Origin of the sequence: Nocardia sp. NPDC059229 (genome assembly GCF_042754165.1) — a bacterium.
Classification (GTDB): domain Bacteria; phylum Actinomycetota; class Actinomycetes; order Mycobacteriales; family Mycobacteriaceae; genus Nocardia.
Genome location: NZ_JBHZAK010000004.1, coordinates 89,570 through 106,056, shown reverse-complemented (window position 1 = coordinate 106,056; position 16,487 = coordinate 89,570). Strand labels below are relative to the sequence as shown.

Genomic DNA, 16,487 nt, shown 5'->3' with positions numbered 1-16,487 from the left:
AAGGAATCCGAATTATCCAGTATCGCAATAGAATTCGGCCACCATTACGCCCGATTCTCAAGCCGGTAATCCAATGACCACCGTTCCTGTTAATACACTTGCGATCCCGATCGCGCCTTGTCGAGAAATCCTTTCGTCAAGCAGGATTCGGCTGAGAATCGCGCCCACGACAATGCTGGATTCTCGAACGCTGGCCACCACCGCCACCGGCAGCTGGGTCATGGCGATCAGCGTCAGGCCGAAGGCTCCGAGCATTGCCGCACCACCCATGGTGGTGAGGGGAAGTGAGCGCAGGGAGAGCGTGCCGACGTGGTCGCCGCGGGCTATGTCCTTGACCTTCAGGGCAATTCCGGAGCCGCCCATGACCGTGACGAGGTAGGGAATGGGCGCGGCGTGATGTATGCCCACACCATCGAAGAGTGTGTAGGAGGCTACGCAGCAGCCGATTGTGAGACCCCACAAGACGGATCGGCGGCCGCCGGTGATGCCCGGAGCGGCCGGCCGGGCTCGGGAGAGCGCGATCAGCAGGACGCCGGAGGCGATGAAGGCCACGCCCAGCCAGCGGGTCCATCCGATGGTCGTCCCGAGGATGGCGGAGGCGGTGACGACCAGGACCGGGGAGCTGCCGCGCACGATCGGGTAGACCTCGCCGACCGGGGCGGTGGCGTAGGCCTTCTCGAGCAGTGCGAAGTAGATGGTGCTGAAGCAGATCGAGGCGGCGGCGAAGGGGAGGGCGTAGAGCTCGAAGTGCCAGGTGGCCATGGCGATCGGGAGGAAGAGCAGGCCGCCCGCGATGAGCATGTCGGCCGTGGAGGAGATGGGCCGGTCGCTGCGGCGGAGCCGGCCCAGGGCGACGTTCCAGCCCGCGTGCAGGAAGACGGAGACCGCCAGGATCGGATATCCCATCGACTGCACGCGTGACTTTCCTCTCGATTGCATCGAATCCGGACCGGGTATCGGTCCGGGTGGTCTAGACCAAACAATCCGGTACGAACCTAGCCCGGCGGCAATGTGCTGGTCAACGTGATTCTCGAGGTGAAAACGGCTGGTTGACAACGCGTTTCGGGGGATTGACGAGGAGGCGACGCGGCGGGGATAGCCGCTGCTGTGGTCGATCCCACGACCGCGCCGCCCATTGTTGTGAACTCTCCAGAACGTGGCTCGCGCCCTGTCGATCACCGTTCGAGCCTGGTTAGGCTCGCCGTGATTCGGGTATCGAATCACCCAACTGCGCGGTCGATGCCGGAATCGGAATCGCATCAGGACTCCCGTTTTTGGAGGTGAGTAAGAAGTCCTCTCCTGCCCCCGCATGCCGAGGACTGCTTGTTCGAGACATGTACTGCCGGTGCAGTCGCAACTGCACTCCCATCGGATGAAGACCCACCGAGCGGCCAACCTCGCACCCGCTCGGTGGGTTCTTCGGATATCACGCCCCGCGTGAGGAGTTGGCTTGTCACACAACATGATTCGGATGATTCCCGAGATGGGAGCGGAGTCGTGAGGTCCCGGGCTGCCGCCGGGGTCGCGGTGGCGCTGGCGATACTCGCGTGCCCGCCGCTGGGCGCGACCGCCCATGCCGGAATGCCGTACCGGGCCGCGTCCCCGGCGGATGTGACCCGGGTGCATCAGTTCGGCCCGAACTGGGAGCGGGTGGAGGTCACCTCCGCCGCCATGGGCCGCAACGTCGCCCTCGATGTGCTGCACGGCTCCGGCGCGGGCCCCCGGCCCACCCTCTATCTGCTGGACGGGGTGGACGCCGAGGGCGTGTCCGACTGGCTGACCAAGGGGCACGCGGCGGAATTCTTCGCGGACAAGCCCGTCGACGTGGTCCTGCCCGCGGGCGCCACCGGCAGCATGTACACCGACTGGCTGCATGCCGACGCCGCGCTCGGCTGGAACCGCTGGGAGACCTTCCTGGCCGCCGAGCTACCCGGCGCCATCGAGCCCTATCTGCATTCCGACGGCCGCCGGGCCATCGCGGGCGTCTCGATGGGTGCGCAGGGCGCGATGATGCTCGCCCACCGCCACCCCGGCTTCTACCGCGCCGTCGCCGGATTGAGCGGCTGCTACTCGACCATCGACCCCTCCGGCAGTGCGATCACCGCGCTCACGGTCGCCTCGCGCGGCGGCAACATCATGAACCTGTGGGGCCCGCCCGGCACCTTCGACTGGCTGATCCACGACAGCACGGTCTGGGCGGAAGCCCTGCGCGGCACCGTGATCTATCTGTCGGCCGCCTCCGGTCTCCCGGGCCTGCCCGATCTGACCCAGGTGCTGAAGTCGCCCGACATCCCCGCCGCCATGGAGGCCGCCGGGGGCGGCGTGGTGCTGGAGGCCGGCGCCCGCGTCTGCACCGAGCACTTCGCGAAACGACTGAGCGACTTGCGAATTCCCGCCACCGTGCACTATGAGCCGACCGGAATTCACGCCTGGGAGGACTTCTCCGCCGAGCTGGGCCCGGCCTGGGATACCCTCGCCGCCGCGTTCGCCCCGGCCTCCGGGCGGTAATCGCACCGCCCGAATGCACTTGGGGCGCATGGTATCTCAGTGCCGGAATCCGTAGCGCGGCAGTCGGCGGAGTCCTGGCCGGATCCGGCTGTCCACCGTCACGGCCAGTCCGGCGTGCACGGCCGCCACGGTGAAGTCCGATGCCTCTTTCCAGGTGGCCGCGTATTCCATGGTGAGCTCGGCTCCTTCGTCGGGCCCGCCCAGGTACACGGTGACGCGATGGGTGAGCGCCTCCCCGACGCTGTCGAACAGAACCTTGCCTTCGGTGATGCCGGCCATGCGTACTGCTCCTCGAATAGTGGCGGGGAGACGCGCGAGCCGACACCTGCGGCGGCTGCGCGTCTCTGTAACCGAAAGTAACCGGATTGGCCTGCACGGGAACGTGTTCCGGTTCGACCTTGGAAATGTCACAAGCGCCGCGCGAGGGTAGTTGTTACGCGTTGGAATAGAAAAGTTGGCACCCCAGACTGGGCACGCGCTCACAAACGATCATGGTGCCCATTGTGACTATTCGGAAGGGTTCGTCCTCCCCTCTGGCCCGGCACATCGCGCCTTCCTACGCTGCCCGGCATGAGGATTCGCGTTCCCATCGCGGTGATCGGCGCGCTGCTGCTGACCGTCGCCGCGGGAGCTCTAACCCGGCATCCCCGATATGCCTGTCTTCGAATGGCATTCACCCATCGACGGCCTGATTCCCGTGGACGCCGTGGTGGACACCGTGCACCGCTACTGCGCGGCCGGCGCGCAGGTGTGGAGCATGCAGGTTCCGGTGCCCGACCATCTCACCGCCGCCGTCCTCGGTCTCCCGCCCGCGCTCGCCTGGCTGGATGCCCGCCTGCGCGGCGAGCCCGCACCGACCAACTGCTGAACCCGCCGGCCGATTACCGGCGGGCGGGCCGACCGCCGCAGGTCAGCAGCCCGCCGCCTGATAGGTGCGGGCCACCAGCGCCGAGCGCAGGTACCACAGCCCGGACGCCTGGGCGGGATCGAACCCGGTCAGCTGTCCGATCCGCTTGAGCCGGTAGTCCACGGTATTGGTGTGCACGTGCAGCATGCGCGCCGTGCGCTGCCGGTTCAGGTTGTTGCTGATGTGCGACTGCAGCGTCTCCAGCAGTTCGGCGTGCTCGTCGAGCGGATCCAGCAGCGACCCCAGATGATCGCGGCCCGGTCCCGGCCGGGTGAGCTGATATTCCAGTGCCAGTTCGTCGAAGCGGAACAGCCCGCGCACCAGCCGCAGCCGGTGCACGATGTCGAGCAGCTCGTGCGCCTGGTCGGCGGCATCCGGAATCTGTTGCGGCGCAGCGGAAACCAGCGTCGCGGTGATCGGCACCCGGGCCGCTCGCGACAGCTGCTCGACCAGTTCGTCCAGCTGCTCGTCCGCGAGCGCCGTGACCGGCACCAGCAGCGTGCCGCCGTCCACGCTCAGCAGCGACAGCACCCGGTCGGGATGACGGTGGGCCAGTTCGGCCTGTACCCGGCGCAGCTTGCGCCGTGCCACCACCGCACCGTCCACGGTGGGGGAGTGCTCCTCGGGATGTTCGGGAATCGCCAGCGCCAGTACGTGATACGTCTCGGCGATCTCGATCCCGCATTCGCGCGCCATGGTGGAGGTGCTGTGCCCGCCCAGCAGCGCGGAGGTGAGCGTGTGCACGGCGGTGTGGTGTTCGCTCACCACCGACCGCAGCTCCCGCACATAGGCCATGGCCACCGCGGAGGTCATCCGGTCCAGCAGCTCCACCACGAGTTTGGCCCCGCCCATGATGCTGTCCATGTCGGCGGCCGCGATGACCAGCGTGACATCGCCGTCGTCGTCCTCGCGGCGCACGTGCCCGGCCATGGCATTGGCCATCACCAGCTCCGACCCGATCTTGAAGCCCTCGTGGATGGCGTGGTGGATGGTGTCGATCGGAATGCCCTCCCGCGCCCACTGCGCGGCGGCCTCCTCCAAACGCTTGGTCTTCTCCGGAATGTCGCGCCCGTCCAGCATGCCCACCGCCAGCTCCAGGCAGGTGCGGGTGATGGCGGTGACGTCGCCGTGAATGGCGTCGCCGGGCAGCGTCCCGCACGGCGCGACGGTTTCGACGAAATGCCCCACCATGTGCTGCGCGAGCCCACGCACGTCCTTGAGTGGCGACGATATCGGGTTGCCCGACACGGTGAGCCCCGCCCGGGCCGGAATTCCCACGGACATCCGTGACTCCCTTCCACCCCCGGGTTATGCCCCTTCCGGGACCTGAAACGCTAACGCATGCCGCGGGTACCAGCGGCCGGATCGATCTCTCCTGTGAGGCACAGTAATGCGCTTTCGGAGCTCTTGTGACTTCTCACATGCGCCAGGCCGGCCCCGCATGACAGCCGGGCGACGTTGACCCAGGGCAATTCGCGTGGACACGCGGGTGAAACAGGCGCACGCCCGAGGCGCGAGAGCGCCACCGAGGTGATCTATCCGACTCCACCTCGGAACGGAATCCTGTCAGCCCCGGTGGACATGCCCGGGGCCGGTGATCAGCCGAGGTGGCTCGTGTCGTTGTACGAGGTGAGCCGCATCCCGGAATCGCCTCGCTCCCAACGGGTTATGGACGCATTGCGGACCTGGGCGCTGGTCTGGGCGCTGATCTCGGCCTCGTTCAGATCCCCGAAGATATAGCGGGTCAGCACGATTGCGATGTCATGGGTGAAAACCAGGACATGACCGTGCATTTCGCGGAGCACGGCACGCAGCCGGAGCGCGACGTCGGGCCAGGATTCGCCGCCCGGCGGGCGATGGTAGAAGCCGCCCGAGCGCTGCATCTCCCGGAATTCCTCCGGGTAGCGGCGCTGAATGCCGATTCTGGTGAGCCCGAACAGCACCCCGGGCTCCCGGTCCCGGATCCGCTCGTCGAAGTGCACGGGCGGCGTCGACAGGAAAACGAGCGCGATGCGGGCGGTCTCGCGGGTGCGCAGGTACGGCGAGCAGAGCACCAGGTCGAAGCCCGGATCGAACCCGGCCAGCCGTCTCCCGGCCGCCGCCGCCTGCGCCGCGCCCAGCTCGGTCAGCGGCACGTCGGCATCCCGTGTGCCCGTGATGAATTCCTCCGCCCCGGTGTACGGCGCCGCGTTGACGGTGCTCTGGCCGTGTCGCACCATGGTCAGTGATTCCAGTCCCGCTCCCGTCGCGTCCACCCATATATCGTGCGCGCAACCATGGCCGTCCGCCCGGCGAAATGTTAAGTGTGGGCAATGACCACATTCGGTGACGCCCGCGATGCCCGGACCGGTCCGCCGGTGCGACTGGACGAACTGCCGCTGGGTCCCGTGCACTACAAGCTGGTCGCCCTGGTCGGCATGGGCCTGTTCTTCGACCTCTACGAGCTGTTCCTGGCCGGCACCATCACCGGCGTGCTGCGGCAGCAGCTGCACCTGTCCACCTACCAGCTCAGCGGCATCCTGGCCTCGGCCTTCGCAGGCCAGTTCCTGGGCGCGCTGGTGATCGGGCGGCTCTCGGACGTGTTCGGCCGCCGGCGCATGTTCATGGTGAACATCGGCCTGTACGCGGGGTTCACGCTGCTGGGCGCGTTCAGCCCGAACGTGTGGTTCCTGATGGCCACCCGGGTGCTGGCCGGTCTCGGCATCGGCGCGGAGATGACGGTCTCCGACACCTACCTGTCGGAGACCATGCCCGCCCGGGTGCGCGGGCGGATGATCGCCATCGCCTACACCCTCGGCTTCTGCGCGGTCCCCGCCGTCGGCTTCCTGGCCCGCTGGCTCGTGCCGCTGCGGCCCCTCGGGATCGACGGCTGGCGCTGGCTGTTCGTGCTCGGCGGCCTCGGCGCGGCGCTGGTGTTCGTGGCGCGGCGGCACATGCCGGAGTCACCGCACTGGGAGGCGGGCCGGACCCGGCAGCGCGTGTCCTTCACCGAGATCCTGCGCCTGCCCTTCCGGGCCCGCACCACCCTGTTCTCCGCGGTGATGATCCTGCAGGTCTTCGGCTACTACGGGTTCGGCACCCTCGCGGTCCTGGTATTGCAGCACAAGGGATTCACGGTGGTGAACTCCCTCGGATACCTGGCCATCACCTATCTCGGCTACCCGCTGGGCTCGCTGCTGGCCATTCCCCTGATGGAGCGCGTGGAACGGAAATACCTGGTGATGGGCAGCGCCGCCCTGATGGCGGTGTTCGGCCTGGTCTTCGGTTTCGCCACCGCCGTACCGCTGATCCTCGTGTCAGGCGGGTTGTTCACGCTGGCCAGCAATGTGTTCTCCGACGCCATCCACACCTATCTGCCGGAGTCCTTCCCGACCAGCGTGCGCGGCACCGCGTCGGGCACCACCTATTCACTGTCCAAGCTGAGCACGGCCGTGCAGCCGTTCCTGCTGCTGCCGCTGCTGGACCGCCGCGGGCCGGGCGCGGTGTTCACCGTCATCACCGTGGCCCTGGTGATCATGGTCGTGCTCATCGGCCGCTGGGGTCCGATCAGCGGCCGCAAGCCGCTCGACGCCGAGTAAGCCAAGCCCTGTCCGCGCACCGGGTTTCGCTACCGGTGCGCGGCGACCGGACTGCCCACCGTGATGTCGGCGGGCGGCAGCCACAGCGTGGCGATGGTGCCGCCGCCGACCGCGGGCTCGATGGAGGCATTGCCGCCGTGCGCCTGCGCCACCCAGGCGACCAGGGCCAGCCCGATGCCATTGCGCCCGCTGCGCCCGGCCGCGCCGCGATTGAACGGGCTGGCCGACATGACCGGATCGACGCCCGGGCCGTGGTCGCGAATGCTGACCCGCCCCTCTGCCACGTGCACCTCGACCGGCGCGGACCGGTTCACCGCGCCGTGGGTCAGCCCGTTCTCCAGCATGTTCCGGATCGCCAGGCTCAGCAGCTGCGGATCGCCCACCACCACGCTCGGGTGTGCGGTCACCACGATGCGCTCGTCGGCGGCCTCCTCGGCCACCGCCTCGGCCAGCTGGTCCAGCCGCAGCAGGGTGCGCTCGGGTTCGGCGATGCCGGACTGCATGCGGGCGCGGGCCAGCAGCCCGGTCACCAGGCGCGCCATCCGATCCGCGAGCCGGCGCGCCTCGGCCAGCGTCTGCTGCACCTCCTCGGGCTTGGGCCGGGATTCGGTGAGCAGCTTCAATGTGGTGAGCGGCGTACGCAATTCGTGCGCGGCATCGCCGAGGAACTGCTCGTGCTCGTCCAGCATGCGCAACGCCTGCCGCTGACTGCGCCCCGACAGCAGGAAGGTGGCCGCCGCCGACAGCAGGACCAGCAGGCCACCGCCGGCGATCAACTCCCACACCAGGATTCGATGCGCCCCGGCGTCGGCCATGGACTCGGTCCCGGCCAGGATGACCACGATGCTGTCCCAGTCGTTCCAGAACACCGGGGCGCCCGCCACCGTCACCGAGCGGCCGGTGATGTCGGTGCCCGCGAACCGGCTGCCCTGATACAGCAGACCGTCGGCGTGATCCTCGGTTTGCGTTGCGAGCGTGGAGATCTGGGTGTCGTCGGGCATGAACGAACGCTGGTAGGTGTGCGCCTGCTTCCACGGCTCGCCCGGTTTGCGCACTGTCACCACGACCGCCGTCGAACCCTTGGCCAGCTCGTCGTCGATGACGGTGGACAGGTCCAGCACCTGCTTGTCGTCGTGCTGAATGGCCCGGGCCAGCCCGCCCGCCACCTGCTCGGCCTGATCCTGCGCCCGGGTCTGGCGCGCGTGCGCGTCGATGGAGGCGGCCACGAAGCCGAACACCAGCACGGCCGTCGCGGTGATCACGGTGGCCAGCGCGGTCATGATCCAGCGGGCTCGTTTCAGCCGGGCCACGGCGGGGGAGCGATGCGCGCTCACGAGATCCCGCCGCCGATGAGGAATCCCGTACCCCGCACGGTCTCGATCACGCTCGGCTCCCCGAGCTTGCGGCGCAGCTTCGCCACCACCGCGTCCACCACATTCGAAGCGGGCTCGGCCATTTCGTCCCAGCAGCACTCGATGAGATCGGTGCGGGTCACCACGCTGCCGCGCCGGGTCGCCATGAGCTCGAGCACCGCGAACTCCTTGGGGGTGAGCATCAGCATGATGCCGGCGCGGGTGACCCGGCGGCGCATCAGGTCGATATCGATGTCCGCCACCGCGATTCGCGACGCGGTGGGCTGTTCGCGGCGGCGGCACAGCGCCCGCACCCGCATCACCAGCTCCGCCAGCGCGAAGGGTTTGGTCAGGTAGTCGTCGGCGCCGTGCTCGAAACCGGCCAGCCGATCGTCGAGCCCGTCGCGGCCGGTGAGCATGAGCGCGGGCACCGTGTGCCCGGCGCTGCGCGCCCCGGCGACCAGGTCCAGGCCGTCGCCGTCGGGCAGGCCGCGATCCACCACCAGGCAGTCGTAGCGATTGATGGCGATCTTGAAATCCGCGTCGGCGATGCTCTGGGCGAGGTCCACCGCGAACCCGGCCGAGCGCAACCCATCGGTCACCTCACGGCAGAGCTGGTGGTCGTCCTCTAGCACCAAAACACGCACAGAGGCAGAGAGTAGGGCATCCCGGACGCCTGCCCAACGGCTGCGGCGACCGGATCGGCGAAAAATGATCGGAAAATGATCCGACGGCAAACCGGCGCGCTACCACCGGCTTCCGACCCTCTCACGGAACCGCCCGCCAGGTCGAGGGTCGCGGGCAACCGGCTGTATCCTGAACACGGTTGTTTCTGTCAGTGGCTACCGAGAGGGGGTGAGGTGCATGCGCGGCGAACCTCCCAGTCGAAGGCCGTGTGGCATCACCCCCCGAATCCGTCGGTAACTGCTCTGGCTGCGGTGGGTGCAATGCCCGCGGTGTGCCCCGGTGCCTCCATCCACCCTCTTACTCGCCATCCGGCCGAGGACTCCGCCATGACGCAGACCGACCTGCACTCTGCTGTCTCCGATGTGCGCCGCCCCGAAGGGGATTCGCTGTGCGACATCGTCGACCGCCGCCACCTCACCCCCGCCGTGGAGTGGCTCGACAACCACCCGCCGCACGTCATCGCCGAGCAGCTGGCCCGCATGGCCGCGGTCACCGCCGGCATGGCCTTCCGGCTGCTCGACAAGGACCGCGCGCTGGCCGTTTTCGAGGAACTCGAGCCCGTCGACCAGCAGCAGATCCTGTCCGGCCTGCGTGATCAGAGCTTCCGGGACCTCGTCGAGGACATGGACCCCGATGACCGCGCCCGCATGCTGCGCGAGGCGCCGGCCAAGGTGGCCAAGAAGGTACTGGCCGGGCTCAGCCCGCGCGAACGGCGCATGACCGCCACCCTGCTCGGCTACCCGGAGGGGTCGGTCGGGTTCTACATGACGCCGGAAGTCGTTGCGCTGCCGCGGAATCTGCCCGTCACCGAGGCGCTGCAGACCGTCCGGACCAAGGGCGGCACCGCCGAGACCGTCTACACGCTGCCGGTCGTGGACGCGGGCCGCCGCCTGATCGGCGTGGTCGAACTGCGCGATCTGGTGCTCGGCTCACCGGACGCCATGATCGCGGATCTGGTTGTGGCCGAACCGGTCTCGGTGCGCGCCACCGACTCGGCGGAGCGGGCGGCCCGGCTCATGCAGGGCGCCAACCTGATCAACCTGCCGGTGGTGGACAGTGAGGACCGCCTGGTGGGCCTGCTCACCATCGACGACGCCGTCGAGGTCATCGAGGCCGCCGACTCCGAGGACATGGCCCGGCAGGCCGGCACCACCCCGTGGTCCGGGCACTACATGGCCGCGGGCGTGTTCCAGCTGGCCCGCTACCGCGCCCTGTGGCTGATGCTGCTGCTGGTCGCCGCGACCCTGACCGTCACCGTCACCAACTTCTTCGAGCCGACCCTCGAGCAGGCCGCGCACCTGGCGCTGTTCATCCCCCTGCTCATCGGCTCCGGCGGCAATGCGGGCGCCCAGGCCGCGACCACCTGCGTACGCGCGCTCGCGGTCGGCGAGGTCCGGGTCTCGGACCTGTTCGCCGTGATCTGGCGGGAATGCCGGGTCGGGCTGCTGCTGGGCTGCATGCTGGCCGCGGTCGGCATGGTGATCGGCACGCTGTTCGTGGGCGTGAAGATCGCCGTGGTGGTGGGCATCGCGCTGGTGATCATCTGCGCCTGGGCGGCGACCATCGGCGGAACCATGCCGCTGCTGGCCAAGAAACTGCGCATCGACCCGGCCGTCATCTCCGCGCCCATGGTGACCACGCTGGTGGACGCGACCGGGCTGGTCATCTATTTCACGACTGCGAAAGTGGTGCTGGGGATCTGACACGGTGGTGCTGGGCATCTGATCGGCAAACCTGGGGCGGGTACGGACACGCCGACCCCGGGTCGCTGTGACGGATTGCACCGCTGTAATTTTCTGCAGTCGGTGGCGTGCTTGCCCATCCCCTTTTCGCATTCTCGCAGGACAGTGTGAAGACACAACTTCTTGTGCTGCATGGGGATGTCACCTACCAGTAGTAGTGTTCAGGGTAAGGGAATTCCGCAGGGTCCGGTGAGCTGAGAAGGGTGTGTGAGCGGGCGTGAAACTGATCGATCGGGTGACGGCGATCAACTGGAACCGCGTGCAGGACGAGAAGGATGCCGAGGTTTGGGATCGGCTCACCGGCAACTTCTGGTTGCCGGAAAAGGTCCCGGTCTCCAATGACATCCCGTCCTGGAACACGTTGACCGCCAATGAGAAGCAACTCACCATGCGGGTCTTCACCGGCCTCACCCTGCTCGACACCATCCAGGGCACGGTCGGCGCGGTCAGCCTCATCCCGGATGCGCTGACCCCGCACGAGGAGGCGGTGCTCACCAATATCGCCTTCATGGAGTCGGTGCACGCCAAGAGCTACAGCTCGATCTTCTCCACGCTGTGCTCCACCCGCGAGATCGACGAGGCATTCCGCTGGTCCGAGGAGAACCGGAACCTGCAGCGCAAGGCCGAGATCGTGCTGGAGTACTACAACGGCGAGGACCCGCTCAAGCGCAAGGTCGCCTCCACCCTGCTGGAGTCGTTCCTCTTCTACTCCGGCTTCTACCTGCCCATGCACTGGTCCTCGCGGGCCAAGCTCACCAACACCGCCGACATGATCCGCCTGATCATTCGCGACGAGGCCGTGCACGGCTACTACATCGGCTACAAGTACCAGAAGGGCCTCGAACTGGTCTCCGAGGCCGAGCGCGAGGAGCTCAAGGCCTACACCTTCGAGCTGCTGTTCGAGCTGTACGAGAACGAGGTCGAGTACACCCAGGACCTCTACGACGAGGTCGGCCTCACCGAGGACGTCAAGAAGTTCCTGCGCTACAACGCCAACAAGGCCCTGATGAACCTCGGCTACGAGGGCCTGTTCCCCAAGGACGAGTGCGACGTCAACCCGGCCATCCTCTCGGCCCTCTCGCCCAACGCCGACGAGAACCACGACTTCTTCTCCGGCTCCGGCTCCAGCTACGTCATCGGCAAGGCCGTCAACACCGAAGACGAAGACTGGGAGTTCTGACAAGTCGCGGCGCTCGACCCGATGACGCGGGGAAGTCGCCACCCGGCCGAGCCCCGGCCTCGAAGTTCACCAGTGAGACCGTGAACGTTTCGTGATCACGGGTGTTCCCCGCGGACAGACATGACAAACGGCCCCGAGCAAAGATTCGCTCGGGGCCGTTTGCCAACCGTAGCAACTGATTTCGCAACGTTCGGGGTAACTCGTCGGGTACGACCAGAATCGGTTTGCTCCCCAACCGCCGGCACGCGTGCCCAACGGTCGACGGCTCTCGGCCGCGCGCTGAAGGTCCGGGGAGGCGGTGGAGCGCTCAGTCCGTGACGTATCCGTTGAGGTTGTTGCGGACGTCGTCGAGCAGGGCCCGGGCGGCGGTGATGCCGCTGCCGTGCCAGATGGTGTCGTCGACCGCGAACTCGCGGCGGTCGCTCACAGCCGCGAGCTGTTTCCAGTCGTCGCCCTTCATGATCGACTTGCCGTAGTCGAGGCCGTCCTTGCCGTCGAACATGAGGAAGATGAGGTCGCCCTCGATCCGGTTGCGGGCGTCCTGGCTGCTCAGGCTGGTCACGTCGAAGGAGTCCCCGCGCTGCGGCTGCGGCCGCTGTACGCCCGCGTCGCCCAGCACCTGCGCCGCGAAGCTGTTGCCGCCCTGTACCTGAATGACATTGGGCTCGAAGCGGATCACCGACGCCTGGGTGAGGGCGGCATTGGCGGCGAGGCCCGCGTCCTTGGCGGCCGTGCGGTAGTCGTCGAGCGCCTTGATCCCGGCGGTCTTGCGGTCCATGGCCTCCGCGAAACCGGTGAAGGTGGCCTGCCAGCCGTTCTCCGCACCGACCAGCACCGTCGGGGCGATGCCCTTCAGTGCGTCGTAGTGCGAGCTGTCGGAGGCCGGGCCGATGATCAGATCCGGCTTCAGCTCCGCGATCTTCGCCGGATCCGGGTTGCCCACCAGGCCGACCGAAGGAATATCGACGACGCCGGTGCCCAGGTAACCGGGCTGCGGCGCGGGACCGGTCAGCGTGGTCGCGCCGACCACGCGCTCCCACAGCCCCAGCGCGCAGGTGGCGTCCAGGGCGGACGTGGAGAGCACCACGATGCGCTTGGGATCGGCCGGCACCTCCGAGGTGCCCGCGGCATGGGCGACGGTCTTCGTGCCCGCGGCCGAGTCCGGGCTGGACGGCAACGGGCACGCCTTGGAGGTGTCGCGCTCGATCCCGACCACGCCCGCACCCGCGATATTCGTGGTGGTGCGCACGATCGAGGCGGAGTTGTCATCGGTCTTGCCGCATCCCGCGACCAGACCCACCGTCAGCAGCGTGGCCGCCGAGACCAATCCCACACTGCGCAAATGCCGCAAAGATCGCCAACGGGGAGCGACCAGGGGGGAGAAGGTGGAGGCGAACGTGTTTCGGGTGGAAGCGGACTCGCGCACCGGCATGCGGGGCAGCCTACAGCCGTGCCCGGCGACGCCCAATTACGACACCGGCGCCGCCGAAATACGACACAGAGTAGGACCCGGAGCGAGCGCTGTGGGAACACGGTTTACGATCTGTCACAGCGCAAGCCACCGTCGTTCGTCATGTGCCGAACCGGACGCCGGAAGCAGCGTACGAACGATGGCATACCTGTGGAGGTTTCGTGACTGCCGTAGAACCGCGGCCGGCCAGCCTTGTGGAGGCGGCTCGGCCCTATCCTCAAAGGACGGGTCCGAAGGGATCGTTCATCTACAAGATGGTCACCACGACGGACCCGAAGGTTCTCGGCGTCATGTACCTGGTGACGGCCATGTCCTTCTTCATGGTCGGCGGCATCATGGCGCTGCTCATGCGCGCCGAGCTGGCCCGCCCGGGCATGCAGTTCCTGTCGCCGGAGCAGTTCAACCAGCTGTTCACCATGCACGGCACGATCATGCTGCTCTTCTACGCGACCGCGATCGTGTTCGGCTTCGCCAACATCATCCTGCCGCTGCAGATCGGCGCCCCTGACGTCGCCTTCCCGCGTCTGAACGCGTTCAGCTACTGGCTGTACCTGTTCGGCGGCACCATGGCGACCGCCGGCTTCATCACCCCCGGTGGCGCGGCCGACTTCGGCTGGACCGCCTACGCCCCGCTGTCGGACATCGTCCACTCCCCGGGCGTCGGCGGCGACCTGTGGATCCTGGGTCTGGCCGTCTCCGGTCTGGGCACCATCCTCGGTGGCGTCAACATGCTCACCACCGTGGTCTGCCTGCGCTGCCCGGGTATGACCATGTTCCGGATGCCGATCTTCACCTGGAACATCGCCGTCACCTCGGTGCTGGTGCTGCTGGCCTTCCCGCTGCTCACCGCGGCCCTGTTCGGCCTGGCCTACGACCGCCACCTGGGTGGCCACATCTACGACCCGGCCAATGGTGGCGTGCTGCTCTACCAGCATCTGTTCTGGTACTTCGGCCACCCCGAGGTGTACATCATCGCGCTGCCGTTCTTCGGCATCGTGTCGGAGATCTTCCCGGTCTTCAGCCGTAAGCCGATCTTCGGTTACACCACGCTGGTCTACGCGACGCTGGGTATCGCGGCGCTGTCCATCGCGGTGTGGGCGCACCACATGTACGCCACCGGTGCCGTGCTGCTGCCGTACTTCTCGTTCATGACCTTCCTCATCGCGGTCCCGACCGGTGTGAAGTTCTTCAACTGGATCGGCACCATGTGGCGCGGTCAGCTCACCTTCGAGACCCCGATGCTCTGGTCGGTCGGCTTCCTGGTGACCTTCCTCTTCGGTGGTCTGTCCGGCGTCATCCTGGCCTCGCCGCCGCTGGACTTCCACGTGTCCGACACCTACTTCGTGGTCGCGCACTTCCACTACGTGCTCTTCGGCACCATCGTGTTCGCCACCTTCGCGGGCATCTACTTCTGGTTCCCGAAGATGACCGGCCGCATGATGGACGAGCGCCTGGGCAAGTGGCACTTCTGGGCCACCTTCGTCGGCTTCCACACCACGTTCCTGGTGCAGCACTGGCTGGGCAACATGGGTATGCCGCGTCGCTACGCCGACTACCTGCCCTCGGACGGCTTCACCACCCTGAACACCATCTCCACGATCGGTGCCTTCATCCTGGGTTCGTCGATGCTGCCGTTCATCTGGAACGTCTTCAAGTCCTACCGCTACGGCGAGGTCGTGACCGTGGACGACCCGTGGGGCTACGGCAACTCGCTGGAGTGGGCGACCTCCTGCCCGCCGCCGCGGCACAACTTCTACGAGCTGCCGCGCATCCGCTCCGAGCGTCCCGCGTTCGAGCTGCACTACCCGCACATGGTCGAGCGCATGCGCGCCGAGGCCCATGTCGGCTGGGGCTCCAAGTCCCACACCGTCAAGGAGCTGGAGAAGGTTTCCGGCTAGTCTCGACACCTGAACACCAACGCGGCACCCGTCTGACGACGGGTGCCGCGTTGTTTTCGAGGAGGGGAGTGCCGATGGAGGATCCGGGAGCGATGTCGGAAACGGGACTGTCCACCGAGTGGTCGGGTGCGCTGGGGCTGCGGCTGCCGGTGGTGAACGCGCCGATGGGCGGGGTTGCCGGTGGCAGGCTGGCGGCCGCGGTCGCGGCGGCGGGTGGCCTGGGCATGATCGGGATGGGGAGTGCGGGGTCGGTGGAGGCCCTCGAGCGGGAACTGCCGCACGTCGCCGACGCTGCCGGTCCCGTCGGGATCGGTCTGGTGGATTGGGTGGTGGCCGCCCGTCCCGGGCTGTTCGAGCTCGCCCTCTCGGCCGCACCCGCGCTGCTGTCGGTGAGCTTCGGGTCCGACCTGTCGTGGGCCGACCGGGCTCGTGCCGCCGGAATCCGCACGGCGACACAGGTTTACACCGTCGACGATGCCCGGCGTGCGTGCGATGCCGGCATCGATGTCCTGGTGGCACGCGGTCTGGAGGGTGGTGGGCACGGCGCTCCCGAACTGGCGACGCTGCCGCTGCTGGAGGCCGTGCTCGACGCGGTGCCGGGTCCGGTGCTGGCCGCCGGTGGAATCGGGTCGGCGCGCGGGGTCGCCGCGATGCTGGCCGCCGGAGCCTCGGGAGTCTGGCTGGGGACCGCCCTGGCCGCCTGTGCCGAATCGCTGCTGTCGCCGGGCGGCCGGCGGGCCCTGCTCGCGGCCGAGGACACCGACACCATCGTGACCCGGACCTTCGACGTCGGCATGGTACTGCCCTGGCCACAGCGCTTTCCGGCCCGGGTGCTGCGCAACGACTTCACCGCGCGCTGGCACGACCACCTCGGCGAGCTGGCCGGTGACACCGCCGCGCGGTCCGAACTGACCACCGCGAATGCCGCCGACGACCCGCGTATCGCCCCGGTCGACGCCGGGCAGGGCGTCGGCCTGGTCACCGCGGTGCGCCCGGTCGCCGACGTGCTGACCGAAATGTGTTCGGGCGCCGCACGCCTGCTCCGTCGCTGACGCACCGACTCTCGGTCGGCGGGCGCCCTGACCTCCGGTGGTCCGGTCGCTGACCTCGGGCGGCGTGATGCCCGCCACCGTCGGCGGCGGTCGGCGCGGTCCCGTTCGCGCC

Annotated in this window: 13 protein-coding genes and 1 pseudogene; 7 read left to right on the top strand and 7 right to left on the bottom strand. The window is 67.9% G+C overall.

Translation table 11 applies throughout. From position 1 onward, the window contains the following. Window positions 1-57 precede the first annotated feature (57 nt). Window positions 58-906 carry an EamA family transporter gene (locus ACFXHE_RS11795; protein ID WP_379382819.1) on the bottom strand — a complete coding sequence of 283 codons (849 nt, stop codon included), beginning with the start codon at window positions 904-906 and terminating at the stop codon, window positions 58-60. Window positions 907-1,497: 591 nt separating this feature from the next. Between ACFXHE_RS11795 and ACFXHE_RS11790 the strand changes: the two genes are divergently transcribed. After that, window positions 1,498-2,508, top strand: coding sequence for an alpha/beta hydrolase (locus ACFXHE_RS11790; protein WP_379382292.1), 1,011 nt, complete (start codon window positions 1,498-1,500; stop codon window positions 2,506-2,508). Between the two features lie 36 nt (window positions 2,509-2,544). Here the strand turns inward: ACFXHE_RS11790 and ACFXHE_RS11785 are convergent, their stop codons facing one another. Further along, a complete protein-coding gene (locus ACFXHE_RS11785) occupies window positions 2,545-2,787 on the bottom strand; it encodes a hypothetical protein (protein ID WP_379382290.1) in 243 nt (80 codons plus the stop codon). A 358-nt stretch (window positions 2,788-3,145) separates the two neighbouring features. Between ACFXHE_RS11785 and ACFXHE_RS11780 the strand changes: the two are divergent. Then, window positions 3,146-3,376: pseudogene (locus tag ACFXHE_RS11780) on the top strand (lipase family protein); the annotation flags it as partial. A 42-nt stretch (window positions 3,377-3,418) separates the two neighbouring features. Here ACFXHE_RS11780 and ACFXHE_RS11775 read toward each other — a convergent pair. Together ACFXHE_RS11775 and ACFXHE_RS11770 are read right to left on the bottom strand one after the other, a co-directional pair. Beyond that, the gene (locus ACFXHE_RS11775) at window positions 3,419-4,699 is read right to left on the bottom strand and encodes a PucR family transcriptional regulator (protein ID WP_379382289.1); all 1,281 of its coding nucleotides are present in this window, start codon (window positions 4,697-4,699) and stop codon (window positions 3,419-3,421) included. A 314-nt stretch (window positions 4,700-5,013) separates the two neighbouring features. Further along, a complete protein-coding gene (locus ACFXHE_RS11770; protein ID WP_379382287.1) occupies window positions 5,014-5,670 on the bottom strand; it encodes a histidine phosphatase family protein in 657 nt (218 codons plus the stop codon). A gap of 57 nt (window positions 5,671-5,727) precedes the next feature. Here ACFXHE_RS11770 and ACFXHE_RS11765 point away from each other — a divergent pair, with 57 nt between their 5' ends. Beyond that, window positions 5,728-6,993 carry an MFS transporter gene (locus ACFXHE_RS11765; RefSeq protein ID WP_379382285.1) on the top strand — a complete coding sequence of 422 codons (1,266 nt, stop codon included), beginning with the start codon at window positions 5,728-5,730 and terminating at the stop codon, window positions 6,991-6,993. A 29-nt stretch (window positions 6,994-7,022) separates the two neighbouring features. On the opposite strand, the gene ACFXHE_RS11760 is transcribed toward ACFXHE_RS11765, so the two are convergent. Both ACFXHE_RS11760 and ACFXHE_RS11755 read right to left on the bottom strand, forming a co-directional pair. Continuing rightward, on the bottom strand, window positions 7,023-8,327 hold the full coding sequence (locus ACFXHE_RS11760; RefSeq protein ID WP_379382283.1) for a sensor histidine kinase: 1,305 nt from the start codon (window positions 8,325-8,327) through the stop codon (window positions 7,023-7,025). Further along, window positions 8,324-8,992, bottom strand: coding sequence for a response regulator transcription factor (locus tag ACFXHE_RS11755; RefSeq protein WP_379382282.1), 669 nt, complete (start codon window positions 8,990-8,992; stop codon window positions 8,324-8,326). Before ACFXHE_RS11755 ends, ACFXHE_RS11760 begins: the two co-directional genes overlap by 4 nt. 366 nt (window positions 8,993-9,358) lie before the next feature. On the opposite strand from ACFXHE_RS11755, the gene mgtE reads away from it, so the two are divergent. Further along, complete coding sequence (mgtE, locus tag ACFXHE_RS11750) at window positions 9,359-10,735, top strand: magnesium transporter (protein ID WP_379382280.1); 1,377 nt, start codon at window positions 9,359-9,361, stop codon at window positions 10,733-10,735. 256 nt (window positions 10,736-10,991) lie between these two features. Then, window positions 10,992-11,954 (top strand): class 1b ribonucleoside-diphosphate reductase subunit beta, encoded by a 963-nt coding sequence (gene nrdF, locus ACFXHE_RS11745; protein ID WP_354835114.1) that lies wholly within the window; start codon window positions 10,992-10,994, stop codon window positions 11,952-11,954. A gap of 307 nt (window positions 11,955-12,261) precedes the next feature. Here nrdF and ACFXHE_RS11740 read toward each other — a convergent pair whose 3' ends face one another. Then, window positions 12,262-13,386, bottom strand: a complete 1,125-nt coding sequence (locus ACFXHE_RS11740; RefSeq protein ID WP_379382278.1) for an ABC transporter substrate-binding protein — start codon at window positions 13,384-13,386, stop codon at window positions 12,262-12,264. A gap of 200 nt (window positions 13,387-13,586) precedes the next feature. On the opposite strand from ACFXHE_RS11740, the gene ctaD reads away from it, so the two are divergent. Together ctaD and ACFXHE_RS11730 are read left to right on the top strand one after the other, a co-directional pair. Continuing rightward, window positions 13,587-15,323 (top strand): cytochrome c oxidase subunit I, encoded by a 1,737-nt coding sequence (ctaD, locus tag ACFXHE_RS11735; RefSeq protein ID WP_379382276.1) that lies wholly within the window; start codon window positions 13,587-13,589, stop codon window positions 15,321-15,323. A 92-nt stretch (window positions 15,324-15,415) separates the two neighbouring features. Next, window positions 15,416-16,375: an NAD(P)H-dependent flavin oxidoreductase gene (locus tag ACFXHE_RS11730; protein ID WP_379382275.1), complete on the top strand. Its 960-nt coding sequence runs from the start codon at window positions 15,416-15,418 to the stop codon at window positions 16,373-16,375. The last annotated feature ends 112 nt before the right edge of the window (window positions 16,376-16,487 follow it).